The 16,513-nt window shown below is 62.5% G+C and carries 17 protein-coding genes; 16 read left to right on the forward strand and 1 reads right to left on the reverse strand.

Going from position 1 to position 16,513, the window contains the following annotated elements; all coding sequences use genetic code 11:
- Positions 1–10: 10 nt before the first annotated feature.
- The 6 genes from AC0GUR_RS19575 (at position 11) to AC0GUR_RS19600 (ending at position 5,237) form a co-directional block, all read left to right on the forward strand.
- A complete protein-coding gene (locus AC0GUR_RS19575) occupies positions 11–538 on the forward strand; it encodes a GNAT family N-acetyltransferase (RefSeq protein WP_472879189.1) in 528 nt (175 codons plus the stop codon).
- 30 nt (positions 539–568) lie between these two features.
- Positions 569–1,546: a thiamine-phosphate kinase gene (gene thiL / locus AC0GUR_RS19580; protein WP_472879190.1), complete on the forward strand. Its 978-nt coding sequence runs from the start codon at positions 569–571 to the stop codon at positions 1,544–1,546.
- Positions 1,543–2,043, forward strand: a complete 501-nt coding sequence (locus AC0GUR_RS19585) for a phosphatidylglycerophosphatase A family protein (RefSeq protein ID WP_472879191.1) — start codon at positions 1,543–1,545, stop codon at positions 2,041–2,043. The genes thiL and AC0GUR_RS19585 overlap by 4 nt, the downstream gene beginning before the upstream one ends.
- A gap of 617 nt (positions 2,044–2,660) precedes the next feature.
- Complete coding sequence (locus AC0GUR_RS19590) at positions 2,661–3,818, forward strand: acyltransferase family protein (RefSeq protein ID WP_472879192.1); 1,158 nt, start codon at positions 2,661–2,663, stop codon at positions 3,816–3,818.
- 56 nt (positions 3,819–3,874) lie between these two features.
- Positions 3,875–4,450, forward strand: coding sequence for a hypothetical protein (locus AC0GUR_RS19595; RefSeq protein WP_472879193.1), 576 nt, complete (start codon positions 3,875–3,877; stop codon positions 4,448–4,450).
- Positions 4,451–4,559: 109 nt separating this feature from the next.
- Entirely contained in the window at positions 4,560–5,237 is a 678-nt protein-coding gene (locus AC0GUR_RS19600; protein ID WP_472879194.1) for a methyltransferase family protein, read from the forward strand.
- Positions 5,238–5,243: 6 nt separating this feature from the next.
- Here the strand turns inward: AC0GUR_RS19600 and AC0GUR_RS19605 are convergent, their stop codons facing one another.
- Positions 5,244–5,489, reverse strand: a complete 246-nt coding sequence (locus tag AC0GUR_RS19605; RefSeq protein ID WP_472879195.1) for a DUF6868 family protein — start codon at positions 5,487–5,489, stop codon at positions 5,244–5,246.
- Between the two features lie 257 nt (positions 5,490–5,746).
- Between AC0GUR_RS19605 and AC0GUR_RS19610 the strand changes: the two genes are divergently transcribed.
- From AC0GUR_RS19610 to AC0GUR_RS19655, 10 genes are all read left to right on the forward strand, one after another.
- On the forward strand, positions 5,747–6,715 hold the full coding sequence (locus AC0GUR_RS19610) for a potassium channel beta subunit family protein (protein WP_472879196.1): 969 nt from the start codon (positions 5,747–5,749) through the stop codon (positions 6,713–6,715).
- A 217-nt stretch (positions 6,716–6,932) separates the two neighbouring features.
- Positions 6,933–7,829: a subclass B3 metallo-beta-lactamase gene (bla, locus tag AC0GUR_RS19615; protein ID WP_472879197.1), complete on the forward strand. Its 897-nt coding sequence runs from the start codon at positions 6,933–6,935 to the stop codon at positions 7,827–7,829.
- 70 nt (positions 7,830–7,899) lie between these two features.
- Positions 7,900–8,124, forward strand: coding sequence for a hemin uptake protein HemP (gene hemP / locus AC0GUR_RS19620; protein WP_472879198.1), 225 nt, complete (start codon positions 7,900–7,902; stop codon positions 8,122–8,124).
- 114 nt (positions 8,125–8,238) lie between these two features.
- Complete coding sequence (locus AC0GUR_RS19625; RefSeq protein WP_472879199.1) at positions 8,239–8,817, forward strand: hypothetical protein; 579 nt, start codon at positions 8,239–8,241, stop codon at positions 8,815–8,817.
- A gap of 414 nt (positions 8,818–9,231) precedes the next feature.
- Positions 9,232–10,503, forward strand: coding sequence for an efflux RND transporter periplasmic adaptor subunit (locus AC0GUR_RS19630; protein WP_472879200.1), 1,272 nt, complete (start codon positions 9,232–9,234; stop codon positions 10,501–10,503).
- Between the two features lie 24 nt (positions 10,504–10,527).
- Positions 10,528–11,250, forward strand: coding sequence for an ABC transporter ATP-binding protein (locus AC0GUR_RS19635; protein WP_472879201.1), 723 nt, complete (start codon positions 10,528–10,530; stop codon positions 11,248–11,250).
- 62 nt (positions 11,251–11,312) lie between these two features.
- On the forward strand, positions 11,313–12,626 hold the full coding sequence (locus AC0GUR_RS19640; protein WP_472879202.1) for an ABC transporter permease: 1,314 nt from the start codon (positions 11,313–11,315) through the stop codon (positions 12,624–12,626).
- 10 nt (positions 12,627–12,636) lie between these two features.
- Positions 12,637–13,869: an ABC transporter permease gene (locus AC0GUR_RS19645; RefSeq protein ID WP_472879203.1), complete on the forward strand. Its 1,233-nt coding sequence runs from the start codon at positions 12,637–12,639 to the stop codon at positions 13,867–13,869.
- 65 nt (positions 13,870–13,934) lie between these two features.
- Positions 13,935–15,248: an ABC transporter permease gene (locus AC0GUR_RS19650; RefSeq protein ID WP_472879247.1), complete on the forward strand. Its 1,314-nt coding sequence runs from the start codon at positions 13,935–13,937 to the stop codon at positions 15,246–15,248.
- Positions 15,249–15,258: 10 nt separating this feature from the next.
- On the forward strand, positions 15,259–16,488 hold the full coding sequence (locus AC0GUR_RS19655) for an ABC transporter permease (RefSeq protein ID WP_472879204.1): 1,230 nt from the start codon (positions 15,259–15,261) through the stop codon (positions 16,486–16,488).
- Positions 16,489–16,513: the final 25 nt, after the last annotated feature.

Here is a 16,513-nt window from a genome sequence, read left to right on the forward strand (position 1 = left end):
GGACGGGGCCATGGAGAGGCAGTCCGTGGTTCCCGTACTTGAGACTGAGCGGCTGCGCCTGCGTGCGCACCGGGCAGAGGATCACGCCGAGCGCGTGGCCATCTGGTCCGACCCCGAGGTCACTCGATTCATTGGCGGCCGTTCGCAGACCCCGGAGGAGGTGTGGCGTCGCTTCCTGCAGTACATGGGGCTGTGGACCGTGCTGGGCTTCGGCTACTGGGCGGTCGAAGAGAAATCCAGCGGCCGCTACATCGGCGACATCGGTTTTGCCGATTTCAAGCGCGAGATGGAGCCCTCGTTGCACGGTATGCTGGAGTTCGGCTGGGTGCTGGCGCCGCATGCGCACGGCAAGGGCTATGCGAGCGAAGCCGTAGCCGCCGCCGTGGCCTGGGGCGAGCAGCATTTCGGTGAGAAGCGCGCGGTGTGCATCATCTCGCCAGAGAACCTGCCCTCCATTCGCGTGGCCGAGAAGGCTGGCTTCAAGCGTTTGCAGGAAACCACTTATCACGGCAGCCCGACGGTTGTTTTCAGTCGATAAAGTTCTGCCATTCCGACGAGGGCTCTCGCCATGGAATTCCGACTGATCGACCGCATTCGCGAACGCACTGCGCAAGGCCGCGAAGACGTAAAGCTCGGCATCGGTGACGATGCCGCGGTGGTGGCACCGCCTACAGGGCAGGAGCTGGCCATCGCCATCGACACCATGGTCGAAGGCGTGCATTTTCCGCACGGCACCGATCCGGCCGATATCGGCTGGAAGTCGCTGGCGGTCAATCTTTCAGACCTCGCCGCCATGGGGGCGAGTCCCGCCTGGGCCTTGCTGGCGCTCACCCTGCCATCGCAACCGCCAGAGCAGCTCCAGCAATTCATCGACGGCTTTGCCGAGGGCTTCGCGCAACTGGCGCAACCGCACCGACTGGCCTTGATTGGTGGTGACACCACGCGCGGCGCGTTGAGCGTCAGCGTGGCGGTGCATGGCTTCGTGCCGCCGGGCAAGGCGCTAGCGCGTGCGGGCGCGCGCGCTGGCGATGTCGTACTGGTGACGGGCACGTTGGGCGATGCAGCCGGTGGCCTGCAACTGCTTCAGCGCGGTGCGCGTGTGGATGAGGGCGATGGCCGCGCTGCGTATCTGATCGAACGGCTTCACCGGCCCACGCCACGACTGGCGGCTGGACTCGCGCTGCGCGACCGCGCGACCGCCTGCATCGACGTGTCTGATGGATTGCTCGCTGACCTGGGTCATATCTGCGAGGAGAGCGGATTCGGTGCGGAGATCGAAGCTGCACTATTGCCGCGCTCTTCCATGCTGATGGCCGCGTTCGACGATCAGGCTGTACTTAGTTTCGCCTTGGCGGGCGGTGACGACTACGAGCTTTGCTTCACCGTGCCGCCCTCGCTGGTGGTCGATGTACAGACCGATCTCGCGCGCCTGGGTTGTGGCGCTACCCGCATCGGGCGCATAGTCGAAGGCGCGGGCGTGCGCGTGAGGGACGAGCACGGACAGTGGTTGGAAGCGGTCCAACACGGCTGGGATCACTTTGCATGAGTGACAAGAAAACTCTCACTTCCGAACAGCGTCGCCTGTTGCTTGCCAGCCCGATCGGGTGGGTGGCCTGTGGTTTCGGCTCCGGCCTGGCTCCGGTAGCGCAGGGGACCTTTGGCTCGCTCGCCGCCATCTTGCCGTGGCTGTTTCTGCGCACCTTGCCGATGCAGCTCTATATGTTCGCGGTGGTGGTGGCGTTTGTTCTTGGTGTATGGGTTTGCGGTATCGCCGGGCGAGCGTTGGGGGTGGATGATCACCGGGCCATCGTGTGGGATGAGTTTGTCGGGTTGTGGATTGCGTTGATTCCGGTGCTGGCGGGGCCTTGGTGGTTGGTGGTGGTGGGGTTTGCGTTGTTCCGGTTGTTTGATGTGTGGAAGCCTTGGCCGATTCGGTTGCTGGATCAGCGGCTGAAGGGTGGGATGGGGGTGATGGTCGATGATGTGGTGGCGGGGGTGTTTGCGGCGGTGGTGCTTGGGTTGTTGTTGATGCTTTTGCGCTGAGTGCTTTTCAACTTCGCTTAACCGTTTCATATATGCCGTCATCTCTGCGAAAGCAGGGATCCAGTGACTTTGCTCTCGGCTCTTTATTGCGGAGCTCCCGCCAGCGTGCCGCCTACGCGGCGGGCGTTTCGATCGCCTGCCGGCGCTCGAGTCACTTTTCTTTTGCTGGCCCAAAAGAAAAGTAACCCAAAGAAAACGGCCTCCAGAGCGGGGCTGCCGTAGCGTCGTGTTGAATAAAAGCCTTGGCATCCGCGAAGCCCTGATCGTCACGATCGCACGACACGCGGCCCTGCTACACCGCAACGCGCCACAGCGAAGAGGACTTAAAGCGGAGCTTTGCGCGCTTCTGCTCCCTCTCCCCTGCGGGGCACGCGGGGAGCGGCCATGGACGGCCGCAGCTTTGAGGAGCGAGGAGAGGGTTGGGGTGAGGGGCCAATCTTGCGCTGTCACTGCAAAAGAGCCAGCTGCATATAGGCAGCGTCAGGCGCGAAGCCAATTCCAACTCTCGCCACAATTCCGCCACAGTCCGCGCTGCTCATTGCGATATATTCCCAAGCTCGGTCGACATTCGATGCGGGGGCATCGAAGCCGTGGGGATACCAAGGAAGGGAGAGAGCATGAACCGATTGCCGGGTCTGGATTTGCTGCGCGCGGTGGCGATCGTCTGGGTGATGATTTTCCACTCGTTTCTCATCGATGGCTGGGGCCATTTCGGCGGCATCGAGAAGGACGGCTGGATGGGAGTCGACCTGTTCTTCGTGCTGAGCGGTTTCCTTATCGGCTCGCAGGTGCTCAAGCCTCTGGCGGAGGGGAAGGGGCTTTCGTTTGCCGACTTCTACGTGCGACGCGCCTTCCGCATTCTGCCGGTCTACCTGCTGGTCGTGGCTGCGTATTTCCTTTGGCCGTCCATCCGAGAGGCATCGGGCATTCAGCCGTTGTGGCAGTTCCTGACCTTTACGGTGAATCTTTTCATCGACGTGCAGCACAACCTCGCGTTTTCGCACGTATGGTCGCTATGCGTGGAAGAGCATTTTTACCTGCTGTTTCCGCTGATGGCGTGGTGGCTTGCGCGGCGCCCTTCATTCACGAAATTCATGGTCGTGTGCGCTGTAGTCATGCTGTTTGGCGTGCTGGTGCGTGGCTTTGTGTGGCTGCATTTCATGGGGCCGGTCAAGGGCGTTGACCAAAATTCCTATAACAAATTCTTCCTCGAGGGTATTTACTACCCCACATGGTCCCGTCTGGATGGCCTGCTGGCAGGTGTCATTCTTGCCGTGGTCAAGGCATACCGGCCCGTACTGTGGGTGCGTTGGGCGCGGTATGCCAATGGGATCATGCTGACCGGGTTGGCTGTGGTTGGCTTGGCGATCGTGGTGTTTATGGATCGCCCGGGCTTCCTGGCTACCTTGTTGGGCTATCCGCTGCTTTCGTTTGGCTTGGGGTTGCTGGTGTATTCCGGGGCGCAGGCGACGAGTGTGCTGTCGCGCATCCGGGTACCGGGTGCGGCTTGGTTGGCTGCCGCTTCCTACAGCCTCTACCTGTCACACAAGGCAGTGTTTCATCTGGTGGAATCCAGCCAGGGGGCGCGTTTGGATGGCCATGGCGTGCTGACGTTTATGGGGTATGCGTCGGCGGTGTTGCTGGTGGGTGCAGTGTTGCATTACGGGGTGGAACGTCCGTTTCTGCAGCTGCGCGAGCGCTTTCTGAAACCAGCACAGGCCAAGGCATACGCCATCGGCGGCGTCGCGAGCGATGCCGGCACCGAGCCTGCCTGACGGAGATTCGACCAGGGGACCGTTTCAAAGGGGGCAGTACTCCAAAGGGGGATGTCATGTGCAAGCTACTGCAGGCTGCGTGCCTGCTCGTATTGCTGTTGATCATGCCTTGGCCCATATCGGCGGCAGTGGGTGTGCCGGCGGGGCCGTGCCGGATGATCGACCCGTCCACGTGCGGCAATGCCAATGAAATCGCGCATGCTTCGGGCTTTTCAGAGGCGCTGGGGCATTTCGCTGGCGGCAGCAAGGTGAGCTACTTCCAGTCCAATCGTTCCCTGAGTGGTCAGGCCATGTCTGGCCTTGGCGGGTCGTCGGCGAACGTGATGCCGCTGTCGGACAAGCGCTTCCTGTTTTCCGCCTGTCCGTCCCGAGATTGCCGGGGCAGCGCGGCAGCGATCATCGTCAACGAGTATGGGCAGATCGAGGCGCTGGGTTTCTCCAGCTTCCATTGTGATGCCGCCTGCGACGAATACCGACACCTCGACTTTTACGTGCGGAAGGATGGCGACAACGATGCGTTGATCACCGCACTGAAGAGTTGGGCCACCGGTGATTCGTTGCGCAAGACGCTGCCCAACACGGATGCCGACAACGGCATCGATGGACGAACCAGCATCCACCTACTGCCTTGAGCACCAGGCGTGCTCTCGACTGAATAGCGCGCTGGCTCACCAGCGCGTTTGCGTGGAGGCAGCGTTAGCATGCAGCTACTCGTGAGAGTGGCTACTGGTAAGGCCGGCCATGAAGACGCTCAGCGCCCGTGCGTGGAGGTCCATGCTCGTGCTCACCGTATGCATGGGCTTGCTGCTGTTTGTGCCGGCCGGCACGCTGCGGTACTGGCAGGGCTGGATGTATCTGGCCATATTCCTGGCTTGCTCGGCGCTGACCACGCTGGACCTTATCCGTCGTGATCCCGCCTTGTTGGCGCGACGCTTGCGCGGCGGGCCCGCCGCTGAGAAGCGACCCGCGCAGCGCCTGATCATGGCATTTATGTCCGGCGGCTTTGTGTTGTCCTTGCTGGTGCCGGCGCTGGATCGTCGATATGGCTGGTCGGCCGTGCCGTCCGGTGTGTCGCTTCTGGGCGCTCTTTTGATCGTGCTTGGCTTTGCCGGCATTGCGCGGGTGTACCGGGAGAACCCGTTCACCGCAGCGACGGTGGAGTTGGCCGCGGATCAACGGGTGATCTCGACCGGCCCTTACGCGGTCGTGCGTCATCCGATGTACGCGTTCGCGCTGCTTTATCTGGCGGGCACGCCGTTGGCGCTGGCATCCTGGTGGGGATTCGTCCCCTTCATCGCGATGATGCCGTTTCTGTTGTGGCGCTTGCTGGACGAAGAGCGATTGCTGGAGCAGGAATTACCGGGATACCACGAGTATCGGCAACGGGTTCGCTATCGCCTGTTGCCGTTTCTCTGGTGAGGGGCTTCAGGCCACGAGGCGCAAGGCCAGGTACGGCATGATAAAGAACAACCAGGTCGAGATCTTGTACCAGGCCATGCCTGCATAGTGGATGGCGTCGAACGATTCCACCTTCAGGCCCGGGAACCAGCGGCCGTGGATGCGGTACATGCGCTCGTGCATGCCCAGAAAAAGGAAGAACCACAGCGAGACCAGCGCCAGGTTGAAAATGGCGGCCCAACCCAGCACGGCGCGCAACAGATCGACGGTCATCGCGTTGTCCTTTCGGTTTGTCTGGACCGCACTCTAATCCCATCGCCACCTCCGTGGTGCTAGCGCGATAGCTCGCTAGCCGGTAGGGGCTGTCGCCGATCCATCCACGGGGCCCCTGTCAATGGATCTGGTTGCACCAGACGCGCACTAATGGCGCACACTAGACGGCCGTAGCCAGGCGGTGCGCAGCCGATAGCGATGGACGTGAGCGGCGCGCTCTTGGCATGCTGATCCATCCCCCTTTTGGAGTGCCTCCCATGTTGTATCGACGTCTTGGCAAATCCGGCTTGCAGTTGTCGGCATTGTCGTTGGGTGCATGGGTCACTTTCGGCAAGCAGGTGGGGCGCTCGCTGGCGCGCGATCTTCTGGCGATGGCCCATGACCACGGCATCAATTTCTTCGACAACGCCGAAACTTATAACAACGGTGTAGCCGAGACTTTGATGGGCGATGTGCTCGCCGACCTGCGTTTCCCGCGGGACAGCTACTGCGTATCGAGCAAAGTGTTTTTTGGTGCGGTGGAGCATCCGCTGCCGACCCAGCGCGGCTTGTCACGCAAGCATGTGATCGAGGCCTGCCATCAGGCGTTGCAGCGCCTGCGCGTGGAGCACCTCGATCTGTACTTCTGCCACCGCCCCGATCCCGATACGCCGATCGCTGAGACCGTGGCGGCGATGGACATGCTGGTACGGCAGGGCAAGGTGCTTTATTGGGGCACCAGCGAGTGGCCGGCCGAGGCCATCATCGAAGCGCATCGCGTGGCACGCGAAAACCACATGATCGCGCCGACCATGGAACAGCCGCAGTACAACCTGCTGCATCGCGAACGGGTGGAGCGCGAGTACGCGCCGCTGTATGACAGCTATGGCATGGGCACCACGATCTGGTCGCCGCTCGCGTCGGGCCTGCTGAGCGGCAAGTACAACGAAGGTATTCCCTCCGACGCTCGTTTGAGCCAGCCCGGATACGAGTGGTTGCGCGAGGCGATTCTGGAACACGACCCCAGTCGGCTCGACAAGGTGCGCCGCCTGGTGCCGATCGCGGAGGAGCTGGGCGTGTCGATGGCGCAGCTGGCGATTGCGTGGTGCCTGGCGAATCCGCACGTGTCGACGGTGATGCTCGGTGCGAGCAAGCTGGAGCAGTTGCAGCAGAACCTCGGTGCGCTGGATGTGCTGCCGCGCCTCACCGACGAAGTGCTCAAGGAAATTGAGCAGGCCGTGAGCTGAGATGCTGATGCGACTTTGTAGGAGCGCACTTGTGCGCGACCGCAGCGTCAAAGGTTGCGAATGCCATGAATGGTGCGGTCGCGCACAAGTGCGCTCCTACACGGGAAAGGCGTTGCCCGCGGGTTGCCAGACTTCGCCCTCAGTCCGCCTGATGACTGTCTGATACGTTCGCTTTCGGCGGGCATCCTGTGCGGACTCTTCAAAGGAATGTCATCGCATGAAACCTCTGTCCCGCGCTGTACTCAGTGCTTGCCTCGCTGTGGTTGCGGCAACTGCCGCTCATGCAGGCGATCCCGAATGGACCCTGCCGCACAAACCCTTTCGCATCTACGGCAACACCTACTACGTCGGCACGCTTGGGCTCAGCGCCATCCTGATCGATTCGCCGCAGGGAATGGTGCTGATCGATAGCACGCTGCCGCAGAATGCGGCGCAGGTCGAAGCCAACATCAAGGCGCTAGGGTTCCGCGTGAGCGATGTGAAGCTGATCCTCAACACCCACGCGCATTTCGATCACGCAGGTGCCATCGCCACGCTGGCGCATGACAGCGGCGCACGGGTGGCTGCGAGCGAGGCAGGGGCCAGGGCGCTGATGCTCGGCGGCAAGGATCCGGAGGACCCGCAGTACGGCGAGGCTGATGCTTTTGCACCGGTTGCCAACGTGGAAGTGATCCGCGACGGCGGCGTCGCGAGCGTGGGCGATCTGGCCATCACCGCGCACTACACGCCGGGCCATACGCCGGGCAGTACCACCTGGACCTGGCAATCCTGCGAGGCCGATCGCTGCGTGAACATGATCTATGCGGACAGCCTCGGCCCATATGCTGCGGACGGCTACCACTTCACGGACGACGCCAAGCATCCGCAGCGGGTTGAGAACTACCTTCACGGTATCGATGTCATTGCGGCGCTGCCGTGCGACATCCTGGTCACCCCGCATCCCAGCCAGAGCGATTTCCTTGAACGGGTGGCCCGCCGCGATACCGGTGTGACGCCCAACCCATTGATAGATAAGGGTGCCTGCCGCGCTTACGCCGACGCCGGGCGCAAGAAGGTGGAGGCGCGTCTGGCCAAGGAAAAGGCGGAGCAGGGCGGCGCCAAAGCTTCTCCTTGAATCAGGGAGTTGACACTCAAATGAGAATTATTATCATCTGAGTGCCACCACCCTTCCGCAGGACACCTTCATGACCACGACGGTTCTGTCTCTCTCCCAGACGACTGAGGCGCTGGCTCGTCCGTTCCGCTTGCTCAGCCTCAAGCCCAGAGCCGCGGTTGCGCCGGATGCAACGGTGCGTCGCATCTCCAGCCAGTCACTGCTCAACGGTGAGCGGGAGCTGGTGATCCAGCATCAGGGCAACGAGTACCACCTGCGCCTCACGCGTAACGACAAGTTGATCCTGACCAAGTAATCGCTCCGCGCCCGCGAGCAACGCTACGCGGGCGCGTTGTCATTTCACCAGGCCTATCGCCACGCGGTTCCCATGAAGCGCCAGCCGGGTCTCCTCTCACAAGGGAGCTTGATGATGTTTGGCTGGCTTGCGCATGCATTCGCCTCGGTTTGTCCTACCCATGGCAGCACGGCATGGACCATCAGCCGTTGCTCGGTAGCGATGTCAGGCACCGAGCTCGCTTCGCGTTTGCCCTGGCTCGGCAGCGTGTTGTATCTGCCAACACGCACGCCGGCTCTCGATGGCGGGCGCATGCCGCGTGGCTGGCTGGCAGCCAGTCATGCGCTGGCGCCTCTGCTGCAGGTGGATGAGCTGCGCATGTCGAGCATGATCGGCCCCAACGGTCCGCGCGAATGGATCGATGCGTTCGATGCCAGTGACTACTTCTGCGCTCGCCTGCACTTGTTGCCGGATACCGACTATCTCGCCTGGGATGCGTTGTTGCGGCATGCGACGCCTTTGCCTGCCGCTCCCGTTTGTCCTGGCCAGTTGAGTTGCACGGCAGGCAGTGCCGACATCGTTTGTTTCCACACACGCCGGCTTGCGGCGTTCCAGGTGCTGGAGGCTGAGCCGTTACGGCATGTCTCCATGTTGGGGCGGGACATCGCACGAGAAGTGACTCGCTATGCCGAGCTGGCTGCCACGGATGACTAAAGAGGGGCCACGCCTTCGGGCTCCCCCACCCGTCTGCCCCGCCATGGGTCACGGAAGGTCAAATGCCACAGCAGCGCCTGTCTTGTAGGAGCGCACTTGTGCGCGACCGCAGCGCCTTGCCGGTGCTTCATGGGTCGATTTTCGCGCTGCTGCGACTATTGATTAACCCCCAACGCTGCGGTCGCGCACTAGTGCGCTCCTACAGAAGAGCGAGTGCGTCGTATCGTGAACGTCAGAAATCGGTCTGCGGACGCTTGTCCGCTTGTCCGTGCCGGTGTCCGCGGACAGCTGTCCGCGCCGGGGCGCGTCTCGTAATGCATTGAAATAGCGAGAATAAAAGAGCGCTTCCGGGTTGGCACGCGGATTGCTCATATGGGTTAAGGGGCCGCATTGTCCGCGGCCAGGGACCCATCCATGATTCGTGACACTTCCGCTCAAGACCGGCTGGTCGAGGTCAAGGCCAACCCCAAACGCCGTCTGGTATGGATCGGCGCAGCCGTGGCTGTGCTGGCCTTGCTTGCCTTGTTTGGTCCACGTATTGGCCGACTGTTTTCCGCCGATGCATCGGTCAGCAGCACGCGCCTGGCTTTCGCCACCGTGCAGCGTGGTCCGTTCGTGCGCGACATTGCCGCCGAGGGCAAAGTGGTGGCGGCGGTCAGCCCCACGCTTTACGCCACCTACGGCGGCGCCGTGACGCTCAAGGTGCATGCGGGCGACGCGGTGAAGAAGGGCCAGGTGCTCGCCGTGGTCGATAGTCCAGAACTCACCAACAAACTGGCGCAGGAACAAAGCGCCGCCGATGCGATGCAGGTGGATTACCTGCGTGCCCAGATCGATGCACGCAAGACGCGCGGCGAACTGCAGAAGGCTTACGACAACGCGCAGATCGACGAGCAGGGTGCACAGCGCGATCTCGCCCGCTACCAGAAAGCGTTTACGCAGGGCGCCGTGCCCAGCATGAACGTGGACCGGGCGAAGGACGAGTTGGAGAAGTCGCGCATCACCATGGTGCACGCCAAGGCCGACCTCTCCACCAACACCGATAGCCTCAACTTCGATATCCAGTCGAAGAAGCTCGCGCATGATCGTCAGCTGCTGCTGGTGAAGGATCTGCAGCGACAAGTGGATGACCTCAACGTCAAATCGCCGGTGGACGGCCAGGTCGGCCAGTTGTTTATCGCTGAGCGCGCCACCGTCGCCAAGGACGCACAGCTGGTGAGCGTCATCGACCTTTCCGCGCTGGAAGTGGAAATGAAAGTGCCGGAAAGCTTCGCGCGTGATCTCGGCGTCGGCATGACCGGTGAAATCAGCGGCAACGGCAGCACCTGGAAGGGCCTGGTCAGCACCATCTCGCCGGAAGTGGTGAATGGCGAAGTCGCTGCCCGTCTGCGCTTCGACGGCCAGACGCCCAAGCAGCTGCGCCAGAACCAGCGTCTGTCCGTGCGCATCCTGCTCGACAAGCGCGACAACGTGCTCAACGTGCAGCGCGGCTCGTTCGTGGACGAATCCGGCGGCAGCTACGCCTACATCGTGCACGACGGCGTGGCGGAAAAGCACACGATCCGCGTCGGTGCCAGCAGCATCGACAAGGTGGAGATCCTCGAAGGCCTGAATGAAGGCGACAACATCGTGATCTCCGGTACCGACAGCTTCAAGGGCGCCCAGCGCGTCGCCATCTCGAACTAACCACCACTAAAGGACGACATAACCATGCTCAAGATGACCCATCTGTCCAAGGTCTACCGCACCGAAGTGGTGGAGACCTACGCGCTGCGCGATTTCAACATCAACGTGAACGAAGGCGAGTTCGTCGCGGTGACCGGTCCGTCCGGCTCGGGCAAGACCACCTTCCTCACCATCGCGGGCCTGCTGGAAACCTTTACCGGTGGCCAGTACCACCTCGATGGCGTGGAGGTGAGCAACCTCAACGACAACGAACGCTCGCGCATACGCAACGAGAAGATCGGTTTCATCTTCCAGGCGTTCAACCTGATCCCTGATCTCAACGTATTCGATAACGTCGAAGTGCCGCTGCGCTATCGCGGCATGAAGGCACCGGAACGCAAGCAGCGCATCATGGACGCCCTCGAGCGTGTCGGTCTCGCTTCGCGCGCCAAACACTATCCGGCCGAGCTGTCCGGTGGCCAGCAGCAGCGCGTCGCCATTGCGCGTGCACTGGCGGGCACGCCGCGCCTGCTGCTGGCGGACGAACCCACCGGCAATCTGGATACGCAGATGGCTCGTGGCGTGATGGAGCTGCTGGAAGAAATCCATCGCGAAGGCGCCACCATCGTCATGGTCACGCACGATCCGGAGCTGGCTGCCCGTGCGCAGCGCAACGTGCACATCATCGATGGTCAGGTGGTCGATCTTGCTGAAGATCCGCGCTTCCACCATGCGGTGACCTCAGCGCGCGCCAACTCGCCAGCCTGAAACGTTGCAACAGGAGCCTCCCGGGAACGGGAGGCTGTGATCGCCCTTGAGCGGATGACCTCATGTTTGCCTACTACCTCCAGCTTGGATTGCGCAGTCTGCGAAAAAACCCGTTGCTGACTGCGCTGATGGTGATGGCGATCGGTTGCGGCGTGGCGGCTTCGATGACCACGTATTCGGTATTTCGCGCGACCTCCAACAACCCCATCCCGCAGAAGTCGTCCGAGCTGTACGTGCCGCAGATCGACAACTGGGGACCGGATTCGCTCGTCGACAACAAGGGCGAGCCGCCCAACGCGCTGACTTACACCGACGCCATCAACCTGATGCGCGATAAGCGTGCAAAGCGGCAGACCGCGCTGTACCCAACGGCGATCTCCATCGTGCCGGCGGACGCCGCCATGCTGCCGTTCCGCGAGACCAGTTATGGCTGGTACGCGGATGCATTCGGCATGTTCGACGTTCCCTTCCTGTACGGCCACGGCTGGACTGCCAGCGAGGACGAGTCACACGCCGCCGTGGCGGTGATCGGCAAGGCCCTCAACGAGAAGCTGTTCAATGGCGCGAACAGTGTCGGCAAGAACATCAACCTCAACGGCCGCGATTACCGCATCATCGGCGTGACCGATCGTTGGAATCCCGAGCCGGTCTTCTATGACGTGATCAACACCAACGGTTTCGATGATCCCATCCAGGTGTTCATCCCGTTCACGCGCGCGGTGGAGTTGCAGACGCCTACCAACGGCAACAACAACTGCAACCACGATCCGGGCAAGGGCTGGGACTCGTGGATCCATTCGGAATGCGTGTGGCTGGGTTTCTGGGCGGAGCTGCCGACCAAGTCCGAGGCCGATGCGTATCGCCAGTACCTCAACGGTTATGTGGCTGAGCAGCAACGCTCGGGACGCTTCCATTGGGCGCCGAACACGCGCCTGCGCAATGTCACTGAGTGGCTGGACTACCAGAAGGTCGTACCGCAGGAGGCGAAGGTCTCGCTGCTGGTGTCGGTGGGTTTCCTGCTGATTTGTCTGGTGAACACGGTGGGCCTGCTGCTGGCGAAGTTCATGCGCCGCTCGTCGGAGATCGGTGTGCGGCGGGCGCTGGGCGCAACGCGCAAGGAGATCTACCTGCAGTTCCTGATTGAAGCAGCCGCCATCGGCCTGGCCGGCGGCGTGGTAGGCCTGCTGCTCACCGGCCTGGGCGTGATGGGCGTGACGCTGGTGTTCGAGCCGGACATCGCCAAGCTCGCCACGCTCGATGCGTCGCTGGTTCTGCTGACCCTGCTGGTGGCCATCCTGGCGACGGTGCTGGCGGCCTTCTATCCCACGTGGCGTGCTGCGCAGGTGCAGCCGGCGTGGCAGCTCAAGTCCAATTGAGGCGACGACCATGATGCATATCAAGCCGATTCTCGCCGCCCTCAAGCGCCACAAAGCAGGCACGATTCTGATCGCCATGCAGATCGCGCTCACCCTGGCGATCGTGTGCAATGCCATCTTCATCATCAGCCAGCGACTGGACCGCATCCAGCGGCCGACAGGCATGGTGGAAACCGACATCATGGCGATTCAGAGCCGTTTTGTCGGGGTGGACGGCACAGCGGCCTCGCCGCTTCTCAAGGCAGATCTGGCGGCCCTGCGCCAGTTGCCCGGGGTGCAGGACGTCATCTCGATCAACTCTTATCCGCTGCGTGGCGGCGGCTGGTCGACTGGTGTGCGCACCGACGTGGATGCGAAGAATTCCAAGGCGCATACCACGCAGTACTTCAGCGACGAGCACGCCCTTCCGACGATGGGGCTGCGCCTGGTCCAGGGCCGCAACTTCCGTTCCGACGAGATCGTGGAAGCCGAGCCGCAATCGGTGCCCGATCCCGCCTCGGTCATTGTGAGCAAGGCGCTGGCCGACAAGCTGTATCCCGACGGCCACGCGCTGGGCAAGCCCATCTACATTGGCGATACCAAGAAGCCGACCACCATCATCGGCATCGTGGAGCGCCTGGGGGTACCGTGGAATGCCTCGTGGTCTGATGATTTCTACGAGAACGCGCTGATCCAGCCGGTGCAGTTGACGAGCGCGTTCACCAGCTACCTGATCCGCGCCAGGCCGGGCCAGTTGGCCGACGTGCTGAAGGCGGCGCCGGCGACGCTGGTGAAGACCAACCGCATGCGCGTGATTCCGAGCGAACGCGGCGTGCGTAGCTTCGCCCAGGTGCGCGAGCATGCCTATAAGGGCGACCGCGGCATGGCGATCCTGATGAGCGTGGTGTGCGTGGTGCTGCTGGGCATCACGGCCGCGGGTATCGTCGGCCTCACCAGTTTCTGGGTCGGCCAGCGCCGCAAGCAGATCGGCGTGCGGCGGGCGCTGGGGGCGACCAAGGGCGACATTCTCGGCTACTTCCTCACCGAGAACTTGTTGATCGGCGTGGCCGGCGTGGTGATCGGCGCGCTGCTCGCCATCGGCATGAACCTGTGGTTGGTGACTCAGTTCGAGATGGCGCGCCTGTCTCTGTCCTACGTGCTGGTCGGTGTCGTGGCCCTGCTGTTGCTGGGACAAGGCGCGGTGCTGGCGCCGGCGATGCGTGCGGCGCGAGTGTCGCCGGTGGAAGCCACTCGTTCCGTGTGACGTGTGGTGAAGGTAACGGTGGATCGGAAAATGGTTTGGGCTGGAATGAGGTATTCATGAGCGGCATGTTTGCCCACAACCTTCGGCTTGGCGCGGCGAGCCTTCGGCGCAACGTCTTGCTGACGGCGCTGATGATCATGTCGATCGGCTTCGGCGTTGCCGCGTCGATGGTGACGTTCGCTGTCTTTCGTGCGGTGTCGGGTGACCCGATACCGCAGAAATCCTCGAAGCTGTTCGTGCCGTTGATTGATAACCGTGGACCGCAGTTCAACCACCACGGTGAACCGCCGTCCGCGCTCACCTACAACGATGCGATGGCGCTGATGCGTGCCCACAAAGCCGCGCGGCAGACCCTGCTGTTTCCGGTGGGGCCGTCCCTGATGCCGGATGACCCGAATCGCATGCCGTTCAAGGCGGTGGGCTACGCCACCTACAGCGACTTCTTTGCGATGTTCGACGTGCCGTTTCTGTATGGCAGTGCCTGGGGCAGCGAACAGGATGAAGCACGCGAAGCAGTCATCGTGATCAGCCGTGCGTTCAACCAGAAGCTCTTTGGCGGCGCCAACAGCGTAGGGCGCCGGATCACGCTGGACGACCGCCAGTACCGCATTGTGGGCGTCACCGATACGTGGGATCCCAAGCCCCGCTTCTTCGACATCTTCGACGGCAAGCTTTATGCCGACCCGTCGCAGGTCTATATCCCGTTCACCTATGCGATCAGCCAGCGCATCGACACCTACGGCAACAGCAGCTGCGGCAGCATCGGCAAGCGCGGCGACAGCTGGGAGAGCTGGCTGCAGGGTGAGTGTGTGTGGATCAGCCCCTGGGTGGAGCTTGACGACGCCGCGCAGGTGCAGGCCTATCGACAGTTTCTCGATGGCTATGCGCGGGAACAGCGCGATGCAGGCCGCTTCAACTGGGCGCCGAACAACCGCCTGCGCGATGTGCGCCAGTGGCTCGACTTCCAGCATGCGGTGCCACCGGAGAGTCGCATCTCGCTGTCGCTGGCGCTGGGTTTCCTGTTGATCTGCCTGGTCAACACCGTTGGCTTATTGCTGGCGAAGTTCATGCGTCGGGCGCCGGAGATCGGTGTGCGACGTGCGCTCGGTGCATCGCGTTTGGACATCTATCGCCAGTTTCTGGCTGAAGCGGCCATGGTCGGCCTGGCTGGCGGCATGCTGGGGCTCGTGCTCACGGTATTGGGCATGCTCGGTCTGAGGCTGGTGTTCGAGCCGCAGATTGCGCGCCTGGCTCACCTGGACGTGTCACTGGTGCTGCTGACTTTGCTGCTGGCGATCGTGGCCACAGTGCTCGCGGCGTTCTATCCCACCTGGCGGGCGGCGCAAGTGCAGCCGGCCTGGCAGCTTAAGTCGAACTGAGGAGAAGGCCATGCAGATCAAGCCCATCCTCGCTGCGTTGCGCCGACACAAGGCCGGCACGGTGCTGATTGCGATGCAGATCGCGCTCACGCTCGCCATCGTGTGCAACGCGCTGTTCATCATCCAGCAGCGCGTCGCGCACTTGTCCGAGCCGACTGGCATCGACGAGCCCAATATCTTCATCATCAAGAACGAGTGGGTCGGCACGCCGGATACCGATCGGGTCGATGCCATGATGCGTGAAGACCTGCAAGTGTTGCGGCAAGTGCCTGGCGTGCAGAACGCAACACCAAGTAACTCTTATCCGCTGCGTGGCGACGGCTGGGACGACGCCGTCAGGCTTAGCGCAGACCAGCTGCAGGACAGTTCCGGGGCCACCATCTATTTCGCCGACGAGCACTTCCTGGACACGTTGGGTGTCAAGCTGATCGCGGGGCGCAATTTCCGGGCGGATGAAATCGGCCACATGGACATGCGCTATAAGCTCGCGCCACCCGAAGTCATCGTGACCAAGGCGCTGGCCGACAAGCTCTTCCCTGGCGAGTCAGCGGTCGGCAAGACCATCTATCTGGTGGGTGGTCCCGCCACGGTGATTGGCGTGGTCGAGATGCTGCAGGCGCAGGTTGTCGACCGCTGGGCGTCGGCTTTCGCGTATCGGTCGGTGATCATTCCTGAGCGGCTGGCCAGCTCGCTGGGCGCGTTCTACATCGTGCGCACCCAGCCGGGCCAACTGGATGCGGCCATGGGCGCCGCGCGCAAGGCACTGTTTGCGCACAACCCGCGCCGCGTGCTCAGTGATGATCAGGGCATGCTCAGTTTCGGAGAGGTGCGTTCGCGTGCCTACGAGCGCGATCGTGGCATGGCGATACTGATGGGTGTCATCAGCGTAGTGCTGCTGGCGATCACCGGTGCAGGCATCGTGGGCCTGACCAGTTTCTGGGTGGGCCAACGCCGCAAGCAGATTGGCGTGCGCCGCGCGCTGGGCGCCACGCGCGACGACATCCTGCGCTACTTCATGACGGAGAACCTGCTGATCAGTTGCGGCGGCGTGCTGCTGGGCGCGGTGCTCGCGATTGCGATCAATCTCTGGTTGGTCACGCGTTTCGAAATGCACCGGTTGTCCATGGGGCATCTGCTGATGGGCATGGTGATTCTGCTGCTGTTGGGTCAGGGCGCGGTGCTTGCGCCTGCGATGCGTGCGTCGCGGGTGCCGCCGGTGGAGGCCACGCGGTCGGTGTGACCGCGGGTCGAGCAACGATTAATGG

The organism is Dyella sp. PARNA 12/25, from assembly GCF_055702865.1.

Bases quoted from the DNA above. Each gene is read 5' to 3' on its own strand.
- AC0GUR_RS19575 (WP_472879189.1), top strand. From the start codon at position 11: ATGGAGAGGCAGTCCGTGGTTCCCGTACTTGAGACTGAGCGGCTGCGC.
- thiL (WP_472879190.1), top strand. From the start codon at position 569: ATGGAATTCCGACTGATCGACCGCATTCGCGAACGCACTGCGCAAGGC.
- AC0GUR_RS19585 (WP_472879191.1), top strand. From the start codon at position 1,543: ATGAGTGACAAGAAAACTCTCACTTCCGAACAGCGTCGCCTGTTGCTT.
- AC0GUR_RS19590 (WP_472879192.1), top strand. From the start codon at position 2,661: ATGAACCGATTGCCGGGTCTGGATTTGCTGCGCGCGGTGGCGATCGTC.
- AC0GUR_RS19595 (WP_472879193.1), top strand. From the start codon at position 3,875: ATGTGCAAGCTACTGCAGGCTGCGTGCCTGCTCGTATTGCTGTTGATC.
- AC0GUR_RS19600 (WP_472879194.1), top strand. From the start codon at position 4,560: ATGAAGACGCTCAGCGCCCGTGCGTGGAGGTCCATGCTCGTGCTCACC.
- AC0GUR_RS19605 (WP_472879195.1), bottom strand. From the start codon at position 5,489: ATGACCGTCGATCTGTTGCGCGCCGTGCTGGGTTGGGCCGCCATTTTC.
- AC0GUR_RS19610 (WP_472879196.1), top strand. From the start codon at position 5,747: ATGTTGTATCGACGTCTTGGCAAATCCGGCTTGCAGTTGTCGGCATTG.
- bla (WP_472879197.1), top strand. From the start codon at position 6,933: ATGAAACCTCTGTCCCGCGCTGTACTCAGTGCTTGCCTCGCTGTGGTT.
- hemP (WP_472879198.1), top strand. From the start codon at position 7,900: ATGACCACGACGGTTCTGTCTCTCTCCCAGACGACTGAGGCGCTGGCT.
- AC0GUR_RS19625 (WP_472879199.1), top strand. From the start codon at position 8,239: ATGTTTGGCTGGCTTGCGCATGCATTCGCCTCGGTTTGTCCTACCCAT.
- AC0GUR_RS19630 (WP_472879200.1), top strand. From the start codon at position 9,232: ATGATTCGTGACACTTCCGCTCAAGACCGGCTGGTCGAGGTCAAGGCC.
- AC0GUR_RS19635 (WP_472879201.1), top strand. From the start codon at position 10,528: ATGCTCAAGATGACCCATCTGTCCAAGGTCTACCGCACCGAAGTGGTG.
- AC0GUR_RS19640 (WP_472879202.1), top strand. From the start codon at position 11,313: ATGTTTGCCTACTACCTCCAGCTTGGATTGCGCAGTCTGCGAAAAAAC.
- AC0GUR_RS19645 (WP_472879203.1), top strand. From the start codon at position 12,637: ATGATGCATATCAAGCCGATTCTCGCCGCCCTCAAGCGCCACAAAGCA.
- AC0GUR_RS19650 (WP_472879247.1), top strand. From the start codon at position 13,935: ATGTTTGCCCACAACCTTCGGCTTGGCGCGGCGAGCCTTCGGCGCAAC.
- AC0GUR_RS19655 (WP_472879204.1), top strand. From the start codon at position 15,259: ATGCAGATCAAGCCCATCCTCGCTGCGTTGCGCCGACACAAGGCCGGC.